Here is a 19,511-nt window from a genome sequence, read left to right on the forward strand (position 1 = left end):
TTCAGGAAGACGGCTCCAGGTTCGCGTCGGGCAAGTGCCCTTGCGAACGCAGGAAACGGAACAGGCGGTTGACCAGCGGGTTCGACCAGCCGGAATTCGTGGCGAAGTCGCGCTTCAGCGTGTCGTGGTGGATCTGGTGTGCCTCCGGCGACATCAGCAGGCCCAGCTTGCGCATGCCGCGGATGAACCAGGGGTTGTCTCGCCGGTGCAGCGTCCCGTGGAAATACTGGGCGAAGGCCCCGCCCACGAGAAACGTGGCGAATCCGGCCATGAACCAGCCGGGAATCGGCCAGATCAGCGCGGCCCCATTGCCCAGAAGCGAGATCGGCAAGGCGCCGGCGATCACGGTGGAGCCGATCAGCCGCCACAGCTGCCGCCGCCCCAACGCATCCGGGCGCGGGTGGTGGTTCTTGAAATCGTAGGAAATGCGCTCGAACGGGTTGAGCCGCCGCATCCGCTCGCGGAAGAGCCCTTGGTACTCCTCGCTCTCACGCGAACCTTCGTAGAAGAAGATCGTGTCCAGCCCCATGCCCGGGCGGCACGGCCGATAGTCCATGTACATGTGAATCACGCCGGACAGCAGATCCGCCAGATACCAGGCGACCAGCATCGCGGGGATGGCAAGCCAGCTCGGATCCGCGAACGCCAGCACCATGCTGCCGGCCAGCGAGGCCAGGAAGGCCCAGAGAAGAATACGCTGCACTAAGGACATCCTCCCGCCAGTAACCCTTCGCGCGCCGCTTGCCAATCGATCCTGACCGCTGCTACGCGCCCGCCATGTCTTCTCGGGCGCCCGCTACCGCCACATCCCGCACTGGAACCGGCGCCGATCCGCGTCCTTTCGTGCTCGACGTCAGCCGCCTGATCTGGCGCCTCTGGGCCGGGCGCCTGCCTACCGGGATCGACCGGGTGTGCCTGGCCTATCTCGAGGAGTTCGCGGACAGGTCCCTGGCCATGCTGCAATGGCGCGAGCACCGGATCGTGCTCGGCCCGCGTGCCAGCGACCGCCTCTTCGCAGTGCTGAGCGCCGGGGTCGGCAAGCCGATCCGGGGGGCGCTGGTCGCGCAGCTGGCTTCGGCGATTCCCGCCGCTCTGGTTCGCCCCCCGAAAGTCGCGGGCAAGATCTACCTCAACGTCGGCCACACCGGGTTGAACGCAGCGGGTCTGGTGGACTGGCTGGCCGCACGGGCGCTGAGGCCGGTCTTCCTCATCCACGACCTGATCCCGATCACTCACCCGCAATATTGCCGCGCCGGCGAGGCGGCGCGCCATGCTGCCAGGATGCGTAACGCCCTGGCTGCGGCGGACGGGTTCATCGTCAATTCGGCCGATACCGGCGGGGCCCTCACCCGCTTCGCCCGCAGCCTGGGACTGGAACCTGCCCCCACGCTCGTCGCTCATCTGGGAATCGAGCCGCTCGCTGCGCCGGCCTCTGCCGTCGCCTTTACGGAGAGTGCGAAAGCGGCGCCGACGGACCGGCCCTATTTCCTGTGCCTGGGCACCATCGAGGCGCGCAAGAACCACATCCTGCTGCTGCGCGCCTGGAAGGGCCTTCGCCGCACACTGGGCGCGAACACGCCCGATCTCGTGCTGATCGGCCAGCGCGGGTGGGAGGCGCAGGACACGTTCGACCTGCTCGATTCCGAAAGCCACGATCATGGCCGGATCGTCGAACTCGCCCGCTGCACCGACAGCGAACTGGCCGCCTGGCTCGACGATGCCCGAGCCCTGCTCATGCCCAGCCATGTCGAAGGCTATGGCCTGCCCGTGCTGGAGGCACTGTCGCGCGGCACGCCGGTGATCGCCACCGACCTTGCGGTCTATCGCGAACTGGCGCCCGGCATTCCGCTGTTCCTGGCCGCCGACGACGAACAGGGCTGGCAGGATGCCGTGATCGCCTGCCTGGGCGACAGCACAGAGGCCGCGCGCCAGCGCCGCTTGCTGCAAGACTACCGCGCGCCCGACTGGGCGGGGCACATGGCGCTTGTCGAGGCGTGGCTGGGCCGGCTCTAGCCGATCGAGCAGCCGCCGCCCTCGCTGGTCTTGGACCCGTCGGGGCGATACCAGGTGGCGATCGGACCGGCCTTTTCGTCGTAATAGCAGACCGAAGAGACCGCATTCGTGGTCGCATCGACGTGGACGGCATAGTTATGCGCGCCGCAGTTGTGCAGTTCGCACTGCGAGGCACCGATATCGTTGTCCTTGCGCATGACCGGGCCCACCGGCCCCTTCATCGCGGCAATGGCATCGAGCACCTTGGGGTCGGTCACGGCGCGGGAAACGCCTTCCTGCACCCGTGGATGCTGGAAGAAGGTGTAGTCCCCCACTTTGTCCAGCGGATACTTGCCGACATAGACCGAGAGGCTGTCGACCGCGCCCGAAGGCGTCTCGCTGGCTTCTGATGGCTCCACTTCGGCCGCGGCGGATTGTTCCGCGATCGTGGGAGAGGCTGCGGGGCTTGGCTCGGAACCGCCCTTGCACCCGGCCAGACCGGCCATGACAAGGATTAGAGTGGCGCCGGCCAGCCAGGGGCGCGGGTCCGGATGCTGCATCGGGCTTCCTCCTTCGCGTTCGAAAGTCTCTTCGAATCGCGCCCGAGCATCGCCGGTTCCCGCCTGCGCTGCAAATCCTGATGCCGCCCCGCTTCGACGGGGGCCAAAAATCAGCCGCGAATGGCGGGGCGCAGCCGCATCGCGAAGGAGATGACGAAAGGCCAGAACAGCGTGGCGATCACGTCGCGAATGGTGTCGTGCCAGCTCCAGGAGCCATGGGCCAGGCGATCGATATATTCGTTGCCCGCCTCCAGGATCACCACCATCGCCAGTGGCCAGGCGGAGCTGAGCTTCTTCTTCATCACGATGGCCGTCAGCAGCCAGATCGTGAGGCCCGCATAAGTATGCGCGAACTTGTCGGGGGCCGGGCACTGCGCAACGATCCAGGTGATCGCGCGCTCGTAATGGTGGACGAATTCCATGCCGCCTTATGCTGCGGCGCACCAGGACGGTCCAGCCTCGACAGGCTCGGATACGGTGGAAATTCCGGAGATCGTGGCGGCAATACATCAATGCCGGCAAACCAGATAGGGTATCCGGCCAAATGCGGTATCAGGGCGCGTGGACTCTGGTCCGCCGCGCCCTGACCTTCTCCCTTCCCTCGGCCGTTGCGGCTTGCGCCGCCTGTTCTCCCTGCGGTCAGGCCAGCTTGCGCTGCAGCCTCACCAGAGCGCGGTCGATCGCGTCGCGCGCCGTATCGTTGACTGTACCCGAAACCACCCGATAGACGATCCGCCCATCATCCAGCGAATAGGCCACCGTCGCCATGCCGTCGTTGAAACTGGCAAGGTAAAGCGCCGGCTTGCGCTGGATGAGGGCGAGATCGTCCGCTCGGGGAACCAGACTCTCTCTCATGAAGTAGGCGCCGATCATGTTCGGCGACATCGCGGTAGGCTCCGATCCGGAATCGCTTGCCCAGCCCGCGCCGGCCGAAGCCGCAGCGCACAGGACAAATCCCACCTGCAATGCTGTCAGGAATCGCTTCATGACACCATCCTCTTCCCTGACGGCTCCATCATAGCGGGCCGCCTCTCTTGTCCTGGAGACATAACATCCGCCCCGGAGAATCGGAAGCGGTCATTGGCGCAAACCCGCAGAAATCCGTTATTTTGCGCTGCGACAGAAAGATATGGCACCCGCGAACACCGCGCTGGAACCCGCCCTGTGCCGCCCCGCGCAGGCCCGACATGCCCTGCCCCCGCCCCGGCGGCCGGTTCCTTGTCGATCACGGACAGGATCGCGCTTGTGAAAGCCCGCCTCGGCGCGATAGCTTCCGCCCCACGGCCCGGCCTGGAGGCGATTCGATGCTGCACTCGCTAACGTCGATTTCCTCTTCTCGGATGCGGTCCAGCGCACGGGCGCGGCGTCTCGGCCGTTCCTGCACATCGGACCGGGCCCCCATCCAGCGAATCGGGAACAGGGCGCGCCGCCCTTGCGTTTGCCCGTCGCGCCCGAACCCCATTCGACCGGGCTCGGGCTGAAAGATTCCATCCCCAAGCACGCACGATCCTCATGAAAGGAAATCCGGCATGACGACCAATTCCGCCTCCGCACGCTATTCGGGCCTCGGCAAGGAAGGCAAAGGCGCCATCAGCACCCGTTCCGGGGTGTTGAGCGACCAGCCCTACGGCTTCGGCACGCGCTTCGAAGGCCAGCCCGGCACCAATCCGGAAGAACTGATCGCCGCCGCCCATGCCGCCTGCTTCACCATGGCCACCAGCTTCGCGCTGGCCAAGGCGGGCTTCTCGGACGGCACGCTGGACACCCAGTGCACCGTGACGCTGGACAGCGCTGATGGCGGCTTCGCCGTCACCAAGTCCGCGCTCACCCTGAAGGCCAGCGTGCCGGGCATCAGCGCCGAGGACTTCGAGAAGCTGGCCGACGAAGCCAAGGCCGGTTGCCCCATCTCCAAGCTGCTCAATTGCGAGATCACGCTCGAAAAGTCGCTGGAGGGCTAGGAAAGCCACGTGGCGCCTGCCATGGCGCTTGCCTTGAGGATGGCGGGTCCGTCCTGATGGAAAGGACGACCATGGCAGGCGACAACGAAGACTACGTCTATGACGAGGACAGCGGCGAATGGATGCCCGCGTCCGAACTGGCGAGCAAGCGCGCCGCCGAAAGCAGCGTCGAAGTGCGCGATGCCGTGGGCAATGTGCTGGCCGATGGTGACCAGGTTACGCTGATCAAGGACCTTGAGGTCAAGGGCGCCGGACAGACGCTCAAGCAGGGCACGCTCATCAAGTCGATCCGCCTGACCGGCCACCCGCAGGAGATCGACTGCAAGTATCCCGGCATCAAGGGCCTGGTCCTGCGCGCGGAATTCGTCCGCAAGCGCTGACCGCCAAGGGAACGGCAGCAAGGCCCCGACGTTTAGCTCATCGGACGGGGGCGAGCGGAGATCCGCATTGCCGATGAAGATCAATGTTATGGGCGCCGTTGCCGGCGCCATCGCTTTCGGAGCCCTGGCCGGAGCATGCCTGCCGGCGGGTTCGGAAGGCGATACGAAGGCAGAGAACGCCTATACGGCCAAGCGGAAGCAGCACCTCGCCCCGACCCGGCCGCAGGAGCCTCAGCGGCTTTCCGTTGCCGACACTTCAGGCCCGCTGGGCCGCTGACGGTCCGTCCAGGCACAACCCTGCCGGGTTTCGTCGCCCAGTTTCAGCATCGCGGTGTAAGGATATGTCTGATCCGACATGCCATCGGTGCAGGTGCCCGGCCCGATCGCGAGAGTCAGCAAGGCGCCCTTGCGCTCGCCGCTGAAGGACAGGCCGCCCCGCCCGGCGAACCGGCTGACGGCGATCGCCTCACCCTTCGCATTTTCAGGCGTAGTAAAAGTCAGGCGCTCTCCCACGACATCCCCGCCCCAGAACGGCTCGGTACCCACGAAGCGGATGCGCTCGCCTGAACCGATCTCGTGAAACGGGGCATGGTCCTGGGCATCGCCGGGCACGTTTTTGGCGCCGCTGTGGCAGGCCGAAAGCACCATGACGGCGGCAAGCGCCAGGGCGGCACGGCTCAGCGGAGCGTCGGATCGCAGTTCCATGACCATGGCCTAGTCCGCGCGCGCAAAACGCGCAATCGCCAGATGAGGCCGCCCCTCTGCTCATCGCCGCGCTCGGGCGATTCGCCTGAAAGAGAACGCCGGTCTCTCCGCTGACGGTGAAATTTTGCATGTGCGAAAGTTTTTCCGAGAGTTCCGTTACCGCTAACATGCTCGTTTGCCGCAGATTTCCGGACAATTGCGGTTTCTGCAACACCAGTGGCAAGTAATTCCATTGCGACAGCGGTGTCAAAAAACCATGTTGCACTGCAACAAGATAAGGGGTGCCCAAGGCAATCTCCTATCGTTCAGACTAAGGATTTTGCCATGCTGAAGACCGTTTTCGCTGTTGGCGCCGCTCTCGTCGCCGTTGCCACCACTGCCGCTCACGCTGAAGATTCGCGCGATTTCTCGCACGACGGCGTGCACTACAACTACACCACTGAGCAGAAGGGCAAGGTTACCGTGATCGAAGGTACCGCTTCGGGCCAGGTTCCCTTCCGCCTTTACGTCGCTGGCAACCGCGTCACCGGCACCTACAACTCGCGCAACGTGAACTTCCGCCTCGCCGACGCCAAGGGCGCTCTGGCCGGCGCCGCTGCGCAGTAAGGGTTCGTCCCTGAGACAGAAAAGGGCGCCGTTCCAATCGGAACGGCGCCCTTTTTGTTGCCCGCGTGGTATGTCGCAGGGTGTTTCGTCAGGCGCCGGTTCAGTGCCGCTTCTGAAGCACGTCTTCGTGCCGCACGAAGCGTATCTCCAGATCGCCGCCCGGGACAAAGCCGTGTTTTTCGGCGATGGCCGCACGCATGTCGGCAATGGCCCCGGCGTCGGTGTCCGGCGGCACCTGGTAGCGCGCCAGCACCATGCCCTCTTCCACGTCCACCACGCTGAAGTGGCTGGCGATGCACGAGGCGGCCAGGGCATCGAGATCGAGGCCATCGGCCAGGTTCCAGGTCTTGCCCTCCCGCGAACGGATACGCTTGCGGCAATAGCGGCAAGTGCAGACCAGCGTGCCGTCATCGTCCCGCTCGCGCCGTCCATCCGGCTCGTGCACGCGCGTGAACCAGCAGGGCGTGAGCGAATAGGCGTCTGACCGTTTCGTAAACATGCGTTCACCATCTCATCCGGTCGTGAACGGTTGCTTGCCCGAGGCATGGGTATATTCCCCGAAGCATTCACCTCGCCGACATGGGACCTCGGTTAGTCCTATATGAGGTAGGTGGGCTGGCGTGATGTGGAGTTGAAATGGGTTTCGCAAAGTGGTTCGTGGTGCTCGCTGCCGGTGGAATCGGCGCCGGCGTGGTCGTGGCGGGCATGACCACGGGCAAGATCACGAAGTATCCCGATCGTTACGCGCTGTCGGGCGAGCATCGGCCTGCCGCCCGTGAAGACCGGCGATCCGGCTATGCCGATCGGGAGCAGGAGGACTATGCCCTGCCAGACGAGGGCTATGCGGACGACGCCTCTGGCGGCAACCGGCCCGRCTACGGACCGCCGCGCGGGCGCATGGTGATCCTGGACGGCCCGGGCTGGGCTGACGACGGCGGCCCCGGTTACGCCCGCCCGTGGCGCGACGACCGCGGCAGCGATCGCTACGGCGACCGGGACGAACGCGGCGCCCCATTCCCGGAGCGCGGGGAACGCCCGTACATGGCCGCACCCCGTGCCTATCCGCCCTCCGAACAGCGCCTCTACCAAGCGGGACCGCGCAGCTATGCGCCGCAGCCCGCCGCGCCTCAGACCCGGACTTCAGGCCCGGCGCCGCGGGATTCCGCCGCCGATTCCGCAGCCCGCGCCGCTGGCGCCGCGGCGGACGTCCTGGCTGCCGAGCGCGAGGGCGCCTGAACGTTCAGGCCAGGGTGAGGAAGACTTCCGCCTCGATCACCCACTGCCCGCCCAGTTCGCGCCACTTGGCAAAGTAAGTGCCCGAAGCGGTAAGCACGTCCGAGGTGCTGTCTATCCCTTCCCAGCGCCCGTGCTCCATCGCGATCGGCTCAACCAGGGAGAGCACGACCTCACGGGTCGTGCGGGTGTAGATCAGCCGCGCCGGACCGGAAAATTCCCGCCGCCACACTTTAACCTGGCCCATGCGCCCCTGAATCAGCGCGCTGTCGGTCCCGGTGACCATGACGCAGTCGCGCGCGAGAATCGGGGCAATGGCCGCAGCGTCGCCTTCGGCAATCGCGCGGTTGAAAGCCGCCCGGCGCGCACGGATGGACAGTTCCGCCCCGCTCATGCCTGCCCCTCGGGCCGCACCGGGTTCGCGGCCCCCGCACCGACAACGGTGTTCCAGCGCCGCACCGTCCAGCGCTGGACGATCCCGGACGTGACGTAAGGGTCCGCCCGGGCGAAGGCCTCTGCGCCTTCTGGCCCCTCGCCCGCGAAAAGTAGAAGGGCCATGTCGACGGGATCCTCCACCGCCCCGCCCAGAACCAGTCCGCCGCTCTCCGCCGCATCCCAGGCCAGTGCGAGATGCGCGTCACGAAACGCCGGGCGCCGCTCCAGATAATCCGGCGCGAGGTGATAGGTCAGAAGGTAGTGGTTCATCGCGAGGCTCTCGTGCTTCGAAGTGTGACCATCCGCATTACACGAAATGCGCCGGATGTGTCGCCTCGCCCGCATTCGCACATTTCAGCGCACCAGACCGTGAAGCGGAAAACGGGGCGTTCGCGGCCGGTTCTAGCGGCGGTTCCGGTTCAGGGTCCTATCGATCAATCCGTAATGCAGGATTTGAATCGCGACGAAAGTGACGGCCATCAGCATCGTCACCGGCAGGAGCATGCTTTCCTGCCCGGGCCTTGGCCTGACGTCCAGGAAAGTCAGCACCGTGATGACCGCCAACACGCCAATCCCCAAAGCCGGAACGAGGCAGAGCGCGAGCACGCGAGGGGCGGTCCAATTTACCGTTCCGGCAAGTGACCATTGCATCGGCAACCGCTCGTGATGCCGAAAGCGGGCATTGGCCCGTACCGACAGCCAGGCAGAAACAGCTGCAAAAACGAAGGTTATGCCAAGCACGATCATCGTCTTCAGGAGATCATGTCCAGCCATCTTCTTCTATCAGGAACATCCCTCGACATAGCCCAGCACCGGCATCATGCCGACGTGGACCATCTTGACCTTGCCGTCCTGCCCGATCTCGAAGCGAAGGGCCGGATCCCCGCTCCTGGCATTGGGTGCGGTGAGATATTTGGCCGGCGCGGCCTCGTATTTGTGGGGTTCCTCACGGAAGCCGGCGAACCACTTCTTCACGTCCGCCTCGGTGGAGCCGACGCCGACCCCCTCCACGAGCTTGACCTGCGACCGCTGCCCAAGCGTGATCCGCTGCACTTTGCCTTTCTCGACTATGGCGTAAACGCCCGGGTAGTCCGGTGAAGTGACCGTACGGCAAGCATCCGATGCCTGCGCACCGCGCTCCGCCCACGATGAGCCTGAGGGCACCGCCTGCCCCAGCCGCAAATTACCCAGCCCTTCCAGCGCCAGCACCTTGGGGTTGGCAGCCGGCCCGGCAGTCCCCGATGGCATCTCCGTAGCCGTGGCCTCGGACGCCGGCGCGGCTCCCTCGGACCCGGACATGGCCTCTTCCGGCATCGCCGAGGACGTCGCAGCCTCGCTAGCCTGATCGGGCGCCTTCGCAGGCTCGGACGAACAGGCCGCAAGTGCAAGGGCCAGGATCGATGCAGTGAGGAGATTCTTCATGAACAGCGCAATGCACATCCGAGGCCAAAGGTTGCGTTGTCGAGCTTTTCCAAGATTGCTGGTCATCGCGCCAGAATAGCGCCGGAGCCTTCGACAGCCTGCGAAAACGCATCCGATTTGCACCCATTTCTCGCCCGAAAAAACCGTTACGGATTGATTTTGCTTTGCAAATTCTCCGCATTTCGCAGATGCGGTAGAAATAATCGGGCGCACAGGGTGACATAAATTGAAAACGATTGCGGGCGCTAGCGCCCTAATGGCGGCGCTTTGCGCCCAGACGGCGTGTGCGGAACCTCTTCGCGAGGCAGTGATCACCGAAATCGAGACCGGGGCGGATGGCTCCGTCCTGGTGGAAGTTCTGCTGGTCAATGACGGTGACTCGGGAAGATCCTTTGACATTCCGGCCAGGATCGATGCCGAAATGCGCAGCAGCAAGGTGGAAATCGCCGCGCTAGAAAGGTCGATCGAGACGCCTGCCAGCCTGACAGTGGCACCGGGCGGTTTTGCAAAGGCCCACTACAGGCTGGCAGCTGGCGGACACCCATGGGCCGCAGGACACGCCCCGCTCATCAGCATTCCTCTATGGCATACTGCCCAGGTTGCAGCTGGTCCGGCGCAATCTGCGCCTGCGCTCGCTATGGCGTCGGAGCAGACCGCTCCCGCTACTTCGGCCGCTGCTCCGATGGCTAATGCGGCGACCAGCGGGGCGGGACATCGCCCCGTGCAATCGCGACTCGAAAGAGAAGAGAACGGCTTTCTTACCGATTTTTCGCCTTACGAGCCGAGCTACGTCGTCTTCGGAAATGCCAAGGACAGCGAATGGCGCGTCCAGCTCAGCTTCAAGTATCATTTGCTTGGCAGTCATAGCGATGGCGCCCGGCCGAGTTGGCGGGATGGCCTCTATTTCGGTTTCACCAACAAATTGTTCTGGGACATCGCATCCGATTCGTCGTTCCGCGATGCCAACTATTTGCCGGAACTGTTCTACCGGACACCGGAATTTGCCCTCTCCGGACATACAGGTGCGGGATTGCAGGTCGGCCTTCAACACGAATCGAACGGTCGCTCAGGCAAAATCCAGGGCCGCAGCGTCAACAATGTCTATATCTCGCCTACCATCAGTCAGGACTTGGGCGACGGCTACCGGCTCTCGCTGGCCCCGCGCGCAATGCTGCTGGTAGGCGGCAAAGCAGGCAACCCGGATATCCTGACGTACCGCGGCGCGACGTCGCTGGACGTCAGCCTTGGCAAGGACGACGGCCTGCTGCTTTCGGCCTCGGGGCGGTATAACTTCAATTCGGGCAAGGGTGCGCTGGAAACCGACTTGTCCTATCCGATCGATCGGATCGTGGGTGGACCGAATTTCTATCTCTTCGTCCAGAGCTTCACCGGCTACGGCGAAAGCCTGTTCGACTACAACCGGCGCATGAGCCGGCTTCGTATCGGCTTCGCGATCACCCGGTAAAAGACGGCAGGGAAACGAGCCGTCGCGCTCTCGTTCGGCGGCTCAGTTTTTCAACTTCTCGATCAGCGCCATTGCCGCAGCGGGTGCTCGTTCTTTGGCGCCGTTGATGAAGAACAGGAAGACGTCCTTGCCGGATTTCGACCAATCCTGCGCGCGCTTTGTCCATTGCGTGAGTTGGGTGGAGGGGTAGCCCTGCTCGAGGTCCGACTGCGCGTTCTGGAGGCGGGCGTAGATGAAGGGGCTGTCCTCGGCCGCGTCTTCGAAGGCGGGGTATTTGGCGCTGTCGGCGAGAATGACCGCGACGCCGGCCTTGCGGGCGAGGTCCAGGAAAGCCGGATCGCGGAAACTCTCGTGCCGGGGCTCGATGGCGTGGCGCAGGACCAGGCCTTCCTGCTTTGCCGGCAGCAGGGCGAAGAAGGCGGCGATCTCGTCGGGGTCGAACTGCTTGGTGGCGGCGAGTTGCCAGTTGATCGGCCCCAGCCTGTCGCCAAGCTCGACCAGGCCCTGCTCAACGAAGTTGGTGACGCTTTCGCCCGCTTCAGCCAGGTTCTTGCGGTAGGTGCAGTAGCGCGAGCCCTTGAGCGCGAACTTGAACCCGTCCGGCACGGTATCGCGCCACTTGGCGAAGCTGGCCGGCTTCTGGCGGCCGTAGAAGGTGGCGTTGATCTCGGTACCGGTGAGGTGCTGGCCGACATATTCCAGCTCGCGGGCCTTGGACACGCCTTTGGGATAGAAGGTTTCCCGCCAGGGGTCGTAGCTCCAGCCGCCGATGCCGACGTGCACTTCGCCCGGCCCCCTGGCGCTCATCAGGCCTTCTTTCGCGAAAGGCGGCGGCGATTGGCGGTAACGCGCTTGCGATAGTGGCGCACGGCCTTGTGCGCGGTCTGTTCCGGAGAGGCCAGACCGCCGGTCGCCAGCTTCATCGCCAGTTCGGCATTGGCCTGGAGCTTTTCGGTGACCATCAGCATGTTTTCGCGGTTGCTGCCCCGCCCGGTCATCATGTCGGTGGTACGCATTCCCATGACCATCATGGATTCGGCCCAGAGCCAGTAGCTGTCATGGGCGAGCTTCATCCAGTCGCCATTGGAATTGCGGGGCATTCGGGAACCCTTCGAGATGGAAATCGATGGTAGCAGCGCAATCGTTTCCTGCGAAGGGGAATTGCTGAGGCCGGAATGGGCCGCCGTCCCGGGCCGGGCCCGGGACGGCGTTATCTCCAACCGGCTTCGATACGCTCAGTCGTGTTCGCGGACTCCTGCGCCCATGTAGAGTTCGCTGCCGGTTTCCCGGAACACCTTGCTCATTTCGGCCATGCCCGCCTCGGCCTCGGAAATGGCGAGCTTGCCGCCTTCTTCCGCCGCGATGAAGCCGGTGCTCGGCTGGTTCTGCTTTGCCGCGAAATCCCGCACTTCCTGGCTGATCTTCATCGAGCAGAACTTCGGCCCGCACATCGAGCAGAAATGCGCGGATTTCGCGCCTTCGGCCGGAAGCGTCTGGTCGTGGTACTGCTCCGCCGTGTCGGGATCGAGGCTGAGGTTGAACTGGTCGCGCCAGCGGAACTCGAACCGGGCGCGGCTGAGGGCATCGTCGCGGACCTTGGCGGCGGGGTGGCCTTTCGCGAGATCGGCGGCGTGGGCGGCCAGCTTGTAAGTGACGACGCCGACTTTCACGTCATCGCGGTCGGGCAGGCCAAGGTGTTCCTTGGGCGTGACGTAGCAGAGCATCGCCGTGCCGTACCAGCCGATCATGGCCGCGCCGATGCCGCTGGTGATGTGGTCGTAGCCCGGCGCGATATCGGTGACGAGCGGCCCGAGGGTGTAGAACGGCGCCTCGCCGCAAGCCTCAAGCTGCTTGTCCATGTTCTCCTTCACCTTGTGCATCGGCACATGGCCCGGCCCCTCGATCATTACCTGGACGTCCTGCGCCCAGGCGCGCTTGGTGAGTTCGCCCAAGGTGTAGAGTTCGGCGAACTGCGCCTCGTCATTGGCGTCGGCGATGGAGCCGGGGCGCAGGCCGTCGCCCAGCGAATAGGCGACATCGTAGGCCTTCATGATCTCGGTGATCTCGTCGAAGCGTTCGTAGAGGAACGATTCCCGGTGATGCGCCAGGCACCACTTGGCCATGATCGAACCGCCGCGGCTGACGATCCCGGTCACGCGCTTGGCTGCGAGCGGCACGAAAGGCAGGCGAACGCCGGCGTGGATCGTGAAGTAGTCCACGCCCTGCTCGGCCTGTTCGATCAGCGTGTCGCGGAACACGTCCCAGGTCAGATCCTCGGCAATGCCGCCGACTTTCTCCAGCGCCTGGTAGATCGGCACGGTGCCGATCGGCACGGGGCTGTTGCGGATGATCCATTCGCGGGTGTCGTGGATATTGCGGCCGGTAGAGAGGTCCATCACTGTGTCCGCGCCCCAGCGGATCGACCATACCATCTTGTCGACCTCGCTCGCCACGTCGGAGGCCACGGCGGAGTTGCCGATATTGGCGTTGATCTTGACCAGGAAATTGCGCCCGATCGCCATCGGCTCGCTTTCGGGGTGGTTGATGTTGGAGGGGATGATGGCCCGGCCGCGCGCCACTTCCTCACGCACGAACTCCGGCGTGACGTAGTCGGGGATGGCGGCGCCCCAGTCCTGACCGTCGCGGGCATATTCCTTGAGCATCGCGCGGCCGAGGTTCTCTCGCTCGGCTACGTATTCCATCTCCGGCGTGATGATCCCGCGCCGCGCGTAGTGCATCTGGCTGACGTTCATGCCTGGCTTGGCGCGCAGCGGGCGCTTCACGACGTTGGGGAAGGCCGGGACGCCGCCCGAGCGGTCCGGGCCGAGTTGGCCGTTGTCCTCCGGCTTCACCGCGCGGGCTGCATAGTCCTCCACATCGCCGCGGGCGAGAATCCAATCGCGACGTTTGGCGGCGAGGCCGGCGGAAATGTCGATGGTGACGTTCGGGTCAGTATAAGGACCGGAGGTGTCGTAGACACGCACCGGCGCCTCGCCCGATCCCGGCTCCAGATAAATTTCCCGCATGGCAACGCCAAGCGGCCCGACATGAATCTTCTTCGACCCGCGAATGGGCCCGGTGGTAACATCAAAGTGCCCTGCCGGGAGGGGGATTTCCAGTGTGGAATTGATGTCGGCCATAAGCGATTTTCCTAGGGCTTATGGACGAAAGAAAGGTCGCGACAGATGAGTCCTGTGGCCCGCCCTTCCCTCCGCCCGTGTTAACGGGTTCAGGTTCAACGGGTCGGGCAGCGTGACCTGCCCCTCTCAGCCATTTGTTTCCTTCCGGTTCTCGCAAAACGAAAACCTTGGGCACAAGCTCCCCGGGGATGGGCGGACGATAGACGGGGCGATCCCGTCCGTCTAGGCCGACCGGCGACATGCCGATCATCTATCGCCTCGACGCACCCGCCCGCGATGTCGCCCGTGCCATGGGCGCCGCAGCCGGAGAGGACCCGTGGCGCGGCGGCCCGGTTTCGGGTGGCGGGTTCGCGCCGGTGGTGACGATGGGGCGCGAATTCGTGGCCGGACCCCGGCCGGAGCAACGCCAGCCGCGCCGCATGGTGCCGCGCCTCTGGGGTGTGCCGCCCCCGCCCGCCGCCTTTGGCGAGCGTCGCCACGGCATCCTCACCATGCGCAATCTGGAAAGCCCGTTCTGGATCGGCAACTTGCGCAACAGCGAGTTCCGCTGCCTGGTGCCCGCCACTGCGTTCATGGAATGGGGCAAGGTGGACCCGCGCGACGGCAAGCGCCGCCAGAACTGGTTCGGCGCTGCCGACCAGCCGATCTTCGCGATGGCCGCTGTGTGGAAGGACAGCGAAGTGCCCAGCTTCGCCCTGCTCACGTGCGAGGCCAATGCTGCGCTGCGGGCCGAGGGCCGGGACGCGATGCCGGTGATCCTCCCGGCCGAAGCACACGATCTCTGGCTGCGGGGGGACTGGAAGCGCGCGGCGGCGCTGGTGGTGCCCTATTCGTCCTCGCTCACGACGCTGCGCGTAGCGGGCGCCTGAGGGCGGGCGCAGAAAAAAGGCCGGACGCGGGAAAGCTGGACAAGGAAAACCCGGGCCACCGCAAAGACGGCCCGGGTCACTCCCTGCGAAGAATCGCGGATTACGGGATTACTTGAACCGGATACCGACGCCGCCCATCACGCGCTGGCGTGCCGAGTGGCCGTGGTAGTCCGAATAGACGTACTGCGCATTGACGTAGACCGGCAGGCGTCCCTGCGTGAGCGTGTATTCCACGCCGCCGCCGACCTGATAGCCGTCCGCCTTGTAGTGATCGTAGACTAGGGTGTCGCCGGTCGGGCCGTCGATGCGGCGGCGCTGTTCGCCGTTGACGTAGCCGCCCTTGGCGAAGACCAGCAGCTGCGGGGTGGCGAGGTAGCCGGCGCGCACGGCGGCGCCCCATTCCTCGAAGCCCTTGTGGCAGATGCTGTTGCCGTCGGCCAGGCCGGTGCAGTTCTCATTGCCGTTGCCGGGGCGCCAGTAGCTGCCTTCGGCGCCGATCACGAAGCGGTCGCCCAGCGTACCGTCGAAGCCGACGGTGCCGCCATAACCGAACTTGTCGTTATGATTGCCTTCGGACTGGAAGCGATCGCCGCCGGCATTGGCTTCGACGCGGATACCGCGGAAACTCGTGCCGTTCGAAGCGACTTCAGAACCTTCCTGCGCGAACGCAGGCTGCGCGGCGATCCCCGCCGCGAAAAGCGCGGCGATCGTGGTGGCTTTGATATTCATAATAGGTCCTTGAAGTAGGTCGGGGGTCACCGGGAAACGGCGATCCTACGGTCAAAGTTGCCCATTAGGGGTATATCCCGGGCGCAAGTGGGTCGATATGTGACGGCTGTGCAACAGTTCCACAAAGCGGAATTCCGGACATTGTCCGGCCGGTTGCCTGCATTTCCGCGGGTCTGGAGCCCATTGATCGTCGGGATCGCGGTTTCGCGCCAAATGGTCGCCGAACTTATTTTGCCTTGGCCGGGAACCGGTCTCTCCGTCCGGCGCCCGCGTGTTCGGGCGTTGGAGGTAGGGTGAGGATGCAGGAAAAAGCGCGCCCCTCCCCCCTCCCCCTTCGTCATTGCGAGCGTAGCGAAGCAATCCAGAGCGGCTCTGCGCGACTCTGGATTGCTTCGCTACGCTCGCAATGACGAAAGGTTGGGGAGAGAAACACGTCGTCCCGGACTTGATCCGGGACCGCTGGCGGTTCTTTAGGCGCTAAATGGCAGAACGGCGCCCCGCTGAACATTGGGCGCGGCTCTGCCAGCGGTCCCGGATCAAGTTCGGGACGACGCCTTCTTCAACGCCTTCTTCAAATCAGCATTCAGCGCCTGTGCTTCAGCCCAGCAGTTCGGCCATCTCCACCACGCGCTTCTCCCGCGCGCTGAGTTCCGCCGCCGCGCCGATGGCCACGGCCATCAACCCGTCGCGCGCGGTCACCTGCACTTCGCCCTCGCCGCGAACGGCGCGGGCGAAGGCCTCGTGCTGGTAGAACGTCGCGCCGTGGTGCGAGCCGGCATCCATCGCCGCCTCGTCCACCGCGACGTGCCAACGCTCGACCGCCTTCGGTCCCGGCCACGGCACGCGCGGCGACCAGACGAGATCGCCCGGCGGGATCAGCACGTCGAGGCGCCCCTTGTCGCCCGTCGCGCTCATCTCTTCCTGATGTTCGGCGCCCTCGGCGAACATGCAAAGGTCGAGCAGCGCACGGCTGCCGTCGGCGAAGTCCACGGTGGTGAAGCTGTTGTCGATGATGTCGGGCTGGCGGCCGTCATAGCGCTCGTCGACGTGGTTCACGTCCATCGCGCCCGAGCAGTAGACGCGCACCGGCTCCGAACGGGTGATCAAGCGCATGAGGTCGAAGAAGTGGCAGCACTTCTCCACCATGGTGCCGCCGGTGTTGACCGAGAAACGGTTCCAGTCGCGCACTTTCACCAGGAACGGGAAACGATGCTCGCGGATCGAGAGCATCTGCAGACGGCCGACCTTGCCGCCGTGAATCTCGTCGATGAAGGCCTTGGCGGGCGGACTGAAGCGGTATTCCATGCCCGTCCAGAACGGCGCCTTGCGGGCCTCGGCCCGCTCCATCACCCAGCGCGCGTCTGCCATCGTCGTGCAGAGCGGCTTTTCGCAGAGGATCGCCACGTCGCTGTCCAGCAGCGGCTCCAGCACCGCGCGGTGCGTGAAATTGGGCGAGACGACCACCACGGCATCGAGCCCGGCACTGGCGATCATGCTGGCGCTGTCGGCATATTCGGCCACGCCTTCGGCCTTGTCGCCCAGGGCATCCTTGGCCCAGCCGAGCGAGGTCGGCTCGGGATCGGCGATGGCAACCACTTCGGCGCCTTCGAGGATCTTGAGGTTGTGGATGTGCTCGACACCCATCATTCCGGTTCCGACAATTCCGTAACGCAGCGTATCTACCATTTCGCAACTCCGTGTGCCATGTGGCGATCCATGACCTCCCCAACGACGATGCGCCTATCGGCCCAACCCGTCCCGCTCGGCAAGAGCGGAATTTCCGTTTTCCCGATTGCCTGGGGCATGTGGCGGCTCGCCCGACCCGACGGTAACGACGACATCGGCGCCATTGTCGCCCGCATCGAGGCGGCGCTTGAGGCAGGCGTGACCCTGTTCGACACCGCCGACATCTACGGCTGCGACGCCGCGCTCGGCTTCGGCGGCGCGGAACTGCTGCTGGGCAAGGCGCTCGCCGCCCGCCCGGACCTGCGCGAACGGATGACCATCGCCACCAAGGGCGGCATCGTCCTGGGCGTGCCCTACGATTCGAGCCCGGACTACCTGAACAAGGCGCTCGCAGCCTCGCTCGACCGTCTTGGCCTGCCTTCGGTCGAACTCTACCAGATCCACCGCCGCGACTTCCTGGCCCACCCGCGCAACGTGGCCGAAACGCTGGGCGCCATGGTCGAGAGCGGCAAGGTCAAGGCCATCGGCGTTTCCAACTACAGCCCGGCCGAATTCGACGCGCTTCAGGCCTACCTGCCCTTCCCCATCGTCTCGACCCAGCCCGAGTTCTCGGCCGCGCGCTATGCGCCGCTCTATGACGGCACGCTCGACCAGGCGATGGCCCGCGACGTGGCGGTGCTGGCATGGTCGCCGCTGGGCGGCGGACGCCTTGCCGCCGGTTCGCAAGACCCCGTCGCGAAGCTGATCGCCGCGCAAGGCGCGCGTTACGGCACCGATGCTGCCGCTGCCGCACTGTCGTGGATCATGGCCCACCCCTCGCGCGCGATTCCCATCGTCGGCTCGCAGACCCCCGAGCGCATCCTCGCCTCGCGCGATGCGCTCAAGGTCGAATGGACGGCGCCGGAATGGTATGCGGTGCTCGAAGCCGCGATGGGAGCACGCCTGCCGTGAGCGCGCTGGACCCTTGCGAGATCAGCTGGTTTTCGGCGCTCTGCGACGATGACTACGAATTCCTCGGCCAGCCGGACCCGATGCTGCGCTCCAGCTGGGAGCATTGCCGCAACATCGTCATGGCCGCCGAGGAAGGCGGTTTCGACAATGTGCTGCTGCCTTCCGGCTATGCGCTCGGCATCGACACCACCGCCTTTGCCGCCGCCATCGCCGCCGAGGTCCGCCGCATCAAGCTGCTGATGGCCGTGCGCATCGGCGAGATGTGGCCGGCCCAGCTCGCGCGCCAGATCGCCACGATCGACCAGATCCTGGGTGGCCGCGAGGGCGGCGGCCGCCTGAACATCAATATCATCTCCAGCGAGATGCCCGGCGAAACGCTCGACGGCCCCGCCCGCTACGAACGCACCACCGAGGCCATCGAGATCCTGCGCACCCTGCTCTCGGGCCGGTCGCTCGACCATCAGGGCCGGTTCTGGAACCTGAAGCTGGATGCGCCGCGCATGATCGCACCGGGTTCGAAGTGCCCGCCGCTCTACTTCGGCGGCCTTTCCGAACCCGCCCGAGAAGTGGCCGCCAAGGGCTGTGACGTCTACCTGATGTGGCCGGACCGCATGGAAGCGGTGAAGGAAACCATCGCCGACATGCGCGCCCGCGCCGCGAAATACGGCCGCGCCATGCGCTTCGGCTACCGCGTCCACGTCATCGTGCGCGAGACCGAAGTGGAAGCCCGCGGCGCGGCCGACCGCCTGCTCTCCCGCCTCGATGCGGCAGAGGGCGCGGCGATCCGCGCGCGTTCGCTCGACTCCCAGTCGGTCGGCGTGCAGGCGCAGGCCGCGCTGCGCGAGACCGCCAGCGACGACGGCTATGCCGAGGACAACCTCTGGACCGGCATCGGCCGCGCCCGCTCGGGCTGCGGCGCGGCGATCGTCGGCGATCCGGATCAGGTGCTGGCCAAGCTCCAGGCCTATCGCGAGGCCGGGATCGATGCCTTCATCCTGTCCGGCTACCCCCATGCGCGCGAGGCGGACCTGTTCGCGCGGCATGTGCTGCCCCGGATCGATCACGGGCCGCTGGCTTTTTAACCTCAATACCCCAGCCAATCTTCGTCATTGCGAGCGCAGCGAAGCAATCCAGAGCGGTTCCGCGCCGCTCTGGATTGCCGCGTCGGCTTCGCCTCCTCGCAATGACGAGTTGGGAGAGCAAAAGAGGCCGGGGCGGACATTGACTGCGTCGGCAACATACAAGCTGCGCCGCAAGGAGCGCACGACGGATCGGTAGCGCACGGCATCGACATTCCGAGGGTCTGGGGGATCATCCCCCAGGACTTCTCTTCCCTCTCTGCCCTAGAATTTCTTGTTCGCCCCTGCTCTCCCCCATCGC

At 65.2% G+C, this 19,511-nt stretch carries 24 protein-coding genes; 9 read left to right on the forward strand and 15 right to left on the reverse strand.

What is annotated here, in order from left to right; translation table 11 throughout:
* Position 1: 1 nt before the first annotated feature.
* Positions 2–712 (reverse strand): fatty acid desaturase CarF family protein, encoded by a 711-nt coding sequence (locus AB4Z00_RS02510; protein ID WP_442044829.1) that lies wholly within the window; start codon positions 710–712, stop codon positions 2–4.
* Between the two features lie 65 nt (positions 713–777).
* Between AB4Z00_RS02510 and AB4Z00_RS02515 the strand changes: the two genes are divergently transcribed.
* Complete coding sequence (locus AB4Z00_RS02515) at positions 778–2,013, forward strand: glycosyltransferase family 4 protein (RefSeq protein ID WP_442044831.1); 1,236 nt, start codon at positions 778–780, stop codon at positions 2,011–2,013.
* Here the strand turns inward: AB4Z00_RS02515 and AB4Z00_RS02520 are convergent.
* The 3 genes from AB4Z00_RS02520 to AB4Z00_RS02530 form a co-directional block, all read right to left on the reverse strand.
* Positions 2,010–2,552, reverse strand: coding sequence for a hypothetical protein (locus tag AB4Z00_RS02520; RefSeq protein WP_442044833.1), 543 nt, complete (start codon positions 2,550–2,552; stop codon positions 2,010–2,012). The two genes, AB4Z00_RS02515 and AB4Z00_RS02520, sit on opposite strands and share 4 nt — an antisense overlap.
* Positions 2,553–2,662: 110 nt before the next feature.
* Positions 2,663–2,974 carry a hypothetical protein gene (locus AB4Z00_RS02525; RefSeq protein WP_132268464.1) on the reverse strand — a complete coding sequence of 104 codons (312 nt, stop codon included), beginning with the start codon at positions 2,972–2,974 and terminating at the stop codon, positions 2,663–2,665.
* A 217-nt stretch (positions 2,975–3,191) separates the two neighbouring features.
* Positions 3,192–3,539 (reverse strand): hypothetical protein, encoded by a 348-nt coding sequence (locus AB4Z00_RS02530; protein ID WP_442044835.1) that lies wholly within the window; start codon positions 3,537–3,539, stop codon positions 3,192–3,194.
* A gap of 542 nt (positions 3,540–4,081) precedes the next feature.
* Between AB4Z00_RS02530 and AB4Z00_RS02535 the strand changes: the two genes are divergently transcribed.
* Both AB4Z00_RS02535 and AB4Z00_RS02540 read left to right on the forward strand, forming a co-directional pair.
* A complete protein-coding gene (locus AB4Z00_RS02535) occupies positions 4,082–4,510 on the forward strand; it encodes an OsmC family protein (protein WP_132268461.1) in 429 nt (142 codons plus the stop codon).
* Between the two features lie 71 nt (positions 4,511–4,581).
* On the forward strand, positions 4,582–4,890 hold the full coding sequence (locus tag AB4Z00_RS02540; protein WP_442044837.1) for an alkylphosphonate utilization protein: 309 nt from the start codon (positions 4,582–4,584) through the stop codon (positions 4,888–4,890).
* A 231-nt stretch (positions 4,891–5,121) separates the two neighbouring features.
* On the opposite strand, the gene AB4Z00_RS02545 is transcribed toward AB4Z00_RS02540, so the two are convergent.
* A complete protein-coding gene (locus tag AB4Z00_RS02545; RefSeq protein WP_442044839.1) occupies positions 5,122–5,595 on the reverse strand; it encodes a COG3650 family protein in 474 nt (157 codons plus the stop codon).
* 324 nt (positions 5,596–5,919) lie between these two features.
* Here AB4Z00_RS02545 and AB4Z00_RS02550 point away from each other — a divergent pair, with 324 nt between their 5' ends.
* Positions 5,920–6,201 carry a hypothetical protein gene (locus AB4Z00_RS02550; RefSeq protein ID WP_132268458.1) on the forward strand — a complete coding sequence of 94 codons (282 nt, stop codon included), beginning with the start codon at positions 5,920–5,922 and terminating at the stop codon, positions 6,199–6,201.
* Between the two features lie 100 nt (positions 6,202–6,301).
* Here AB4Z00_RS02550 and AB4Z00_RS02555 read toward each other — a convergent pair whose 3' ends face one another.
* Positions 6,302–6,700 carry a hypothetical protein gene (locus AB4Z00_RS02555; protein ID WP_442044841.1) on the reverse strand — a complete coding sequence of 133 codons (399 nt, stop codon included), beginning with the start codon at positions 6,698–6,700 and terminating at the stop codon, positions 6,302–6,304.
* A gap of 137 nt (positions 6,701–6,837) precedes the next feature.
* Here AB4Z00_RS02555 and AB4Z00_RS02560 point away from each other — a divergent pair, with 137 nt between their 5' ends.
* Positions 6,838–7,437, forward strand: a complete 600-nt coding sequence (locus AB4Z00_RS02560; protein ID WP_442044843.1) for a hypothetical protein — start codon at positions 6,838–6,840, stop codon at positions 7,435–7,437.
* A 4-nt stretch (positions 7,438–7,441) separates the two neighbouring features.
* Here AB4Z00_RS02560 and AB4Z00_RS02565 read toward each other — a convergent pair whose 3' ends face one another.
* The 4 genes from AB4Z00_RS02565 to AB4Z00_RS02580 form a co-directional block, all read right to left on the reverse strand.
* On the reverse strand, positions 7,442–7,828 hold the full coding sequence (locus AB4Z00_RS02565) for a DUF4440 domain-containing protein (protein ID WP_442044845.1): 387 nt from the start codon (positions 7,826–7,828) through the stop codon (positions 7,442–7,444).
* Positions 7,825–8,139 carry a YciI-like protein gene (locus AB4Z00_RS02570; RefSeq protein WP_442044847.1) on the reverse strand — a complete coding sequence of 105 codons (315 nt, stop codon included), beginning with the start codon at positions 8,137–8,139 and terminating at the stop codon, positions 7,825–7,827. Before AB4Z00_RS02570 ends, AB4Z00_RS02565 begins: the two co-directional genes overlap by 4 nt.
* Positions 8,140–8,271: 132 nt before the next feature.
* Positions 8,272–8,643, reverse strand: coding sequence for a hypothetical protein (locus AB4Z00_RS02575; protein ID WP_442044849.1), 372 nt, complete (start codon positions 8,641–8,643; stop codon positions 8,272–8,274).
* Between the two features lie 9 nt (positions 8,644–8,652).
* Entirely contained in the window at positions 8,653–9,291 is a 639-nt protein-coding gene (locus AB4Z00_RS02580) for a hypothetical protein (RefSeq protein WP_442044851.1), read from the reverse strand.
* Positions 9,292–9,598: 307 nt separating this feature from the next.
* Between AB4Z00_RS02580 and AB4Z00_RS02585 the strand changes: the two genes are divergently transcribed.
* Positions 9,599–10,756: a phospholipase A gene (locus AB4Z00_RS02585; protein WP_442044853.1), complete on the forward strand. Its 1,158-nt coding sequence runs from the start codon at positions 9,599–9,601 to the stop codon at positions 10,754–10,756.
* Positions 10,757–10,798: 42 nt separating this feature from the next.
* On the opposite strand, the gene AB4Z00_RS02590 is transcribed toward AB4Z00_RS02585, so the two are convergent.
* The 3 genes from AB4Z00_RS02590 to thiC all read right to left on the reverse strand — a co-directional run bounded on the left by AB4Z00_RS02590 (position 10,799) and on the right by thiC (position 13,896).
* Positions 10,799–11,563 carry a DUF72 domain-containing protein gene (locus AB4Z00_RS02590; protein ID WP_442044855.1) on the reverse strand — a complete coding sequence of 255 codons (765 nt, stop codon included), beginning with the start codon at positions 11,561–11,563 and terminating at the stop codon, positions 10,799–10,801.
* Positions 11,563–11,856 carry a hypothetical protein gene (locus AB4Z00_RS02595; RefSeq protein WP_132268444.1) on the reverse strand — a complete coding sequence of 98 codons (294 nt, stop codon included), beginning with the start codon at positions 11,854–11,856 and terminating at the stop codon, positions 11,563–11,565. Before AB4Z00_RS02595 ends, AB4Z00_RS02590 begins: the two co-directional genes overlap by 1 nt.
* A 135-nt stretch (positions 11,857–11,991) precedes the next feature.
* Positions 11,992–13,896, reverse strand: a complete 1,905-nt coding sequence (thiC, locus tag AB4Z00_RS02600; RefSeq protein ID WP_134093979.1) for a phosphomethylpyrimidine synthase ThiC — start codon at positions 13,894–13,896, stop codon at positions 11,992–11,994.
* A 239-nt stretch (positions 13,897–14,135) separates the two neighbouring features.
* Here thiC and AB4Z00_RS02605 point away from each other — a divergent pair, with 239 nt between their 5' ends.
* Positions 14,136–14,765: an SOS response-associated peptidase family protein gene (locus AB4Z00_RS02605; RefSeq protein WP_442044858.1), complete on the forward strand. Its 630-nt coding sequence runs from the start codon at positions 14,136–14,138 to the stop codon at positions 14,763–14,765.
* Between the two features lie 108 nt (positions 14,766–14,873).
* On the opposite strand, the gene AB4Z00_RS02610 is transcribed toward AB4Z00_RS02605, so the two are convergent.
* Both AB4Z00_RS02610 and AB4Z00_RS02615 read right to left on the reverse strand, forming a co-directional pair.
* Positions 14,874–15,494, reverse strand: coding sequence for an outer membrane protein (locus AB4Z00_RS02610; protein WP_132268439.1), 621 nt, complete (start codon positions 15,492–15,494; stop codon positions 14,874–14,876).
* Positions 15,495–16,091: 597 nt separating this feature from the next.
* Entirely contained in the window at positions 16,092–17,180 is a 1,089-nt protein-coding gene (locus tag AB4Z00_RS02615; RefSeq protein WP_442044860.1) for a Gfo/Idh/MocA family protein, read from the reverse strand.
* Between the two features lie 30 nt (positions 17,181–17,210).
* Here AB4Z00_RS02615 and AB4Z00_RS02620 point away from each other — a divergent pair, with 30 nt between their 5' ends.
* Both AB4Z00_RS02620 and AB4Z00_RS02625 read left to right on the forward strand, forming a co-directional pair.
* The gene (locus tag AB4Z00_RS02620; RefSeq protein ID WP_442044862.1) at positions 17,211–18,131 is read left to right on the forward strand and encodes an aldo/keto reductase; all 921 of its coding nucleotides are present in this window, start codon (positions 17,211–17,213) and stop codon (positions 18,129–18,131) included.
* Positions 18,086–19,213: an LLM class flavin-dependent oxidoreductase gene (locus AB4Z00_RS02625; protein WP_442044864.1), complete on the forward strand. Its 1,128-nt coding sequence runs from the start codon at positions 18,086–18,088 to the stop codon at positions 19,211–19,213. The genes AB4Z00_RS02620 and AB4Z00_RS02625 overlap by 46 nt, the downstream gene beginning before the upstream one ends.
* Positions 19,214–19,511: the final 298 nt, after the last annotated feature.

Source organism: Novosphingobium sp. YAF33 (genome assembly GCF_052113265.1).
In the GTDB taxonomy this organism is placed as follows: Bacteria; Pseudomonadota; Alphaproteobacteria; order Sphingomonadales; family Sphingomonadaceae; genus Novosphingobium.

Coding starts and splice junctions, on each gene's coding strand:
- thiC (WP_134093979.1), bottom strand. CDS start 13,896: ATGGCCGACATCAATTCCACACTGGAAATCCCCCTCCCGGCAGGGCAC.
- AB4Z00_RS02625 (WP_442044864.1), top strand. CDS start 18,086: ATGGTATGCGGTGCTCGAAGCCGCGATGGGAGCACGCCTGCCGTGAGC.
- AB4Z00_RS02535 (WP_132268461.1), top strand. CDS start 4,082: ATGACGACCAATTCCGCCTCCGCACGCTATTCGGGCCTCGGCAAGGAA.
- AB4Z00_RS02565 (WP_442044845.1), bottom strand. CDS start 7,828: ATGAGCGGGGCGGAACTGTCCATCCGTGCGCGCCGGGCGGCTTTCAAC.
- AB4Z00_RS02575 (WP_442044849.1), bottom strand. CDS start 8,643: ATGGCTGGACATGATCTCCTGAAGACGATGATCGTGCTTGGCATAACC.
- AB4Z00_RS02615 (WP_442044860.1), bottom strand. CDS start 17,180: ATGGTAGATACGCTGCGTTACGGAATTGTCGGAACCGGAATGATGGGT.
- AB4Z00_RS02580 (WP_442044851.1), bottom strand. CDS start 9,291: ATGAAGAATCTCCTCACTGCATCGATCCTGGCCCTTGCACTTGCGGCC.
- AB4Z00_RS02605 (WP_442044858.1), top strand. CDS start 14,136: ATGCCGATCATCTATCGCCTCGACGCACCCGCCCGCGATGTCGCCCGT.
- AB4Z00_RS02570 (WP_442044847.1), bottom strand. CDS start 8,139: ATGAACCACTACCTTCTGACCTATCACCTCGCGCCGGATTATCTGGAG.
- AB4Z00_RS02540 (WP_442044837.1), top strand. CDS start 4,582: ATGGCAGGCGACAACGAAGACTACGTCTATGACGAGGACAGCGGCGAA.
- AB4Z00_RS02525 (WP_132268464.1), bottom strand. CDS start 2,974: ATGGAATTCGTCCACCATTACGAGCGCGCGATCACCTGGATCGTTGCG.
- AB4Z00_RS02530 (WP_442044835.1), bottom strand. CDS start 3,539: ATGAAGCGATTCCTGACAGCATTGCAGGTGGGATTTGTCCTGTGCGCT.
- AB4Z00_RS02545 (WP_442044839.1), bottom strand. CDS start 5,595: ATGGAACTGCGATCCGACGCTCCGCTGAGCCGTGCCGCCCTGGCGCTT.
- AB4Z00_RS02515 (WP_442044831.1), top strand. CDS start 778: ATGTCTTCTCGGGCGCCCGCTACCGCCACATCCCGCACTGGAACCGGC.
- AB4Z00_RS02590 (WP_442044855.1), bottom strand. CDS start 11,563: ATGAGCGCCAGGGGGCCGGGCGAAGTGCACGTCGGCATCGGCGGCTGG.
- AB4Z00_RS02620 (WP_442044862.1), top strand. CDS start 17,211: ATGACCTCCCCAACGACGATGCGCCTATCGGCCCAACCCGTCCCGCTC.
- AB4Z00_RS02510 (WP_442044829.1), bottom strand. CDS start 712: ATGTCCTTAGTGCAGCGTATTCTTCTCTGGGCCTTCCTGGCCTCGCTG.
- AB4Z00_RS02520 (WP_442044833.1), bottom strand. CDS start 2,552: ATGCAGCATCCGGACCCGCGCCCCTGGCTGGCCGGCGCCACTCTAATC.
- AB4Z00_RS02610 (WP_132268439.1), bottom strand. CDS start 15,494: ATGAATATCAAAGCCACCACGATCGCCGCGCTTTTCGCGGCGGGGATC.
- AB4Z00_RS02550 (WP_132268458.1), top strand. CDS start 5,920: ATGCTGAAGACCGTTTTCGCTGTTGGCGCCGCTCTCGTCGCCGTTGCC.
- AB4Z00_RS02595 (WP_132268444.1), bottom strand. CDS start 11,856: ATGCCCCGCAATTCCAATGGCGACTGGATGAAGCTCGCCCATGACAGC.
- AB4Z00_RS02555 (WP_442044841.1), bottom strand. CDS start 6,700: ATGTTTACGAAACGGTCAGACGCCTATTCGCTCACGCCCTGCTGGTTC.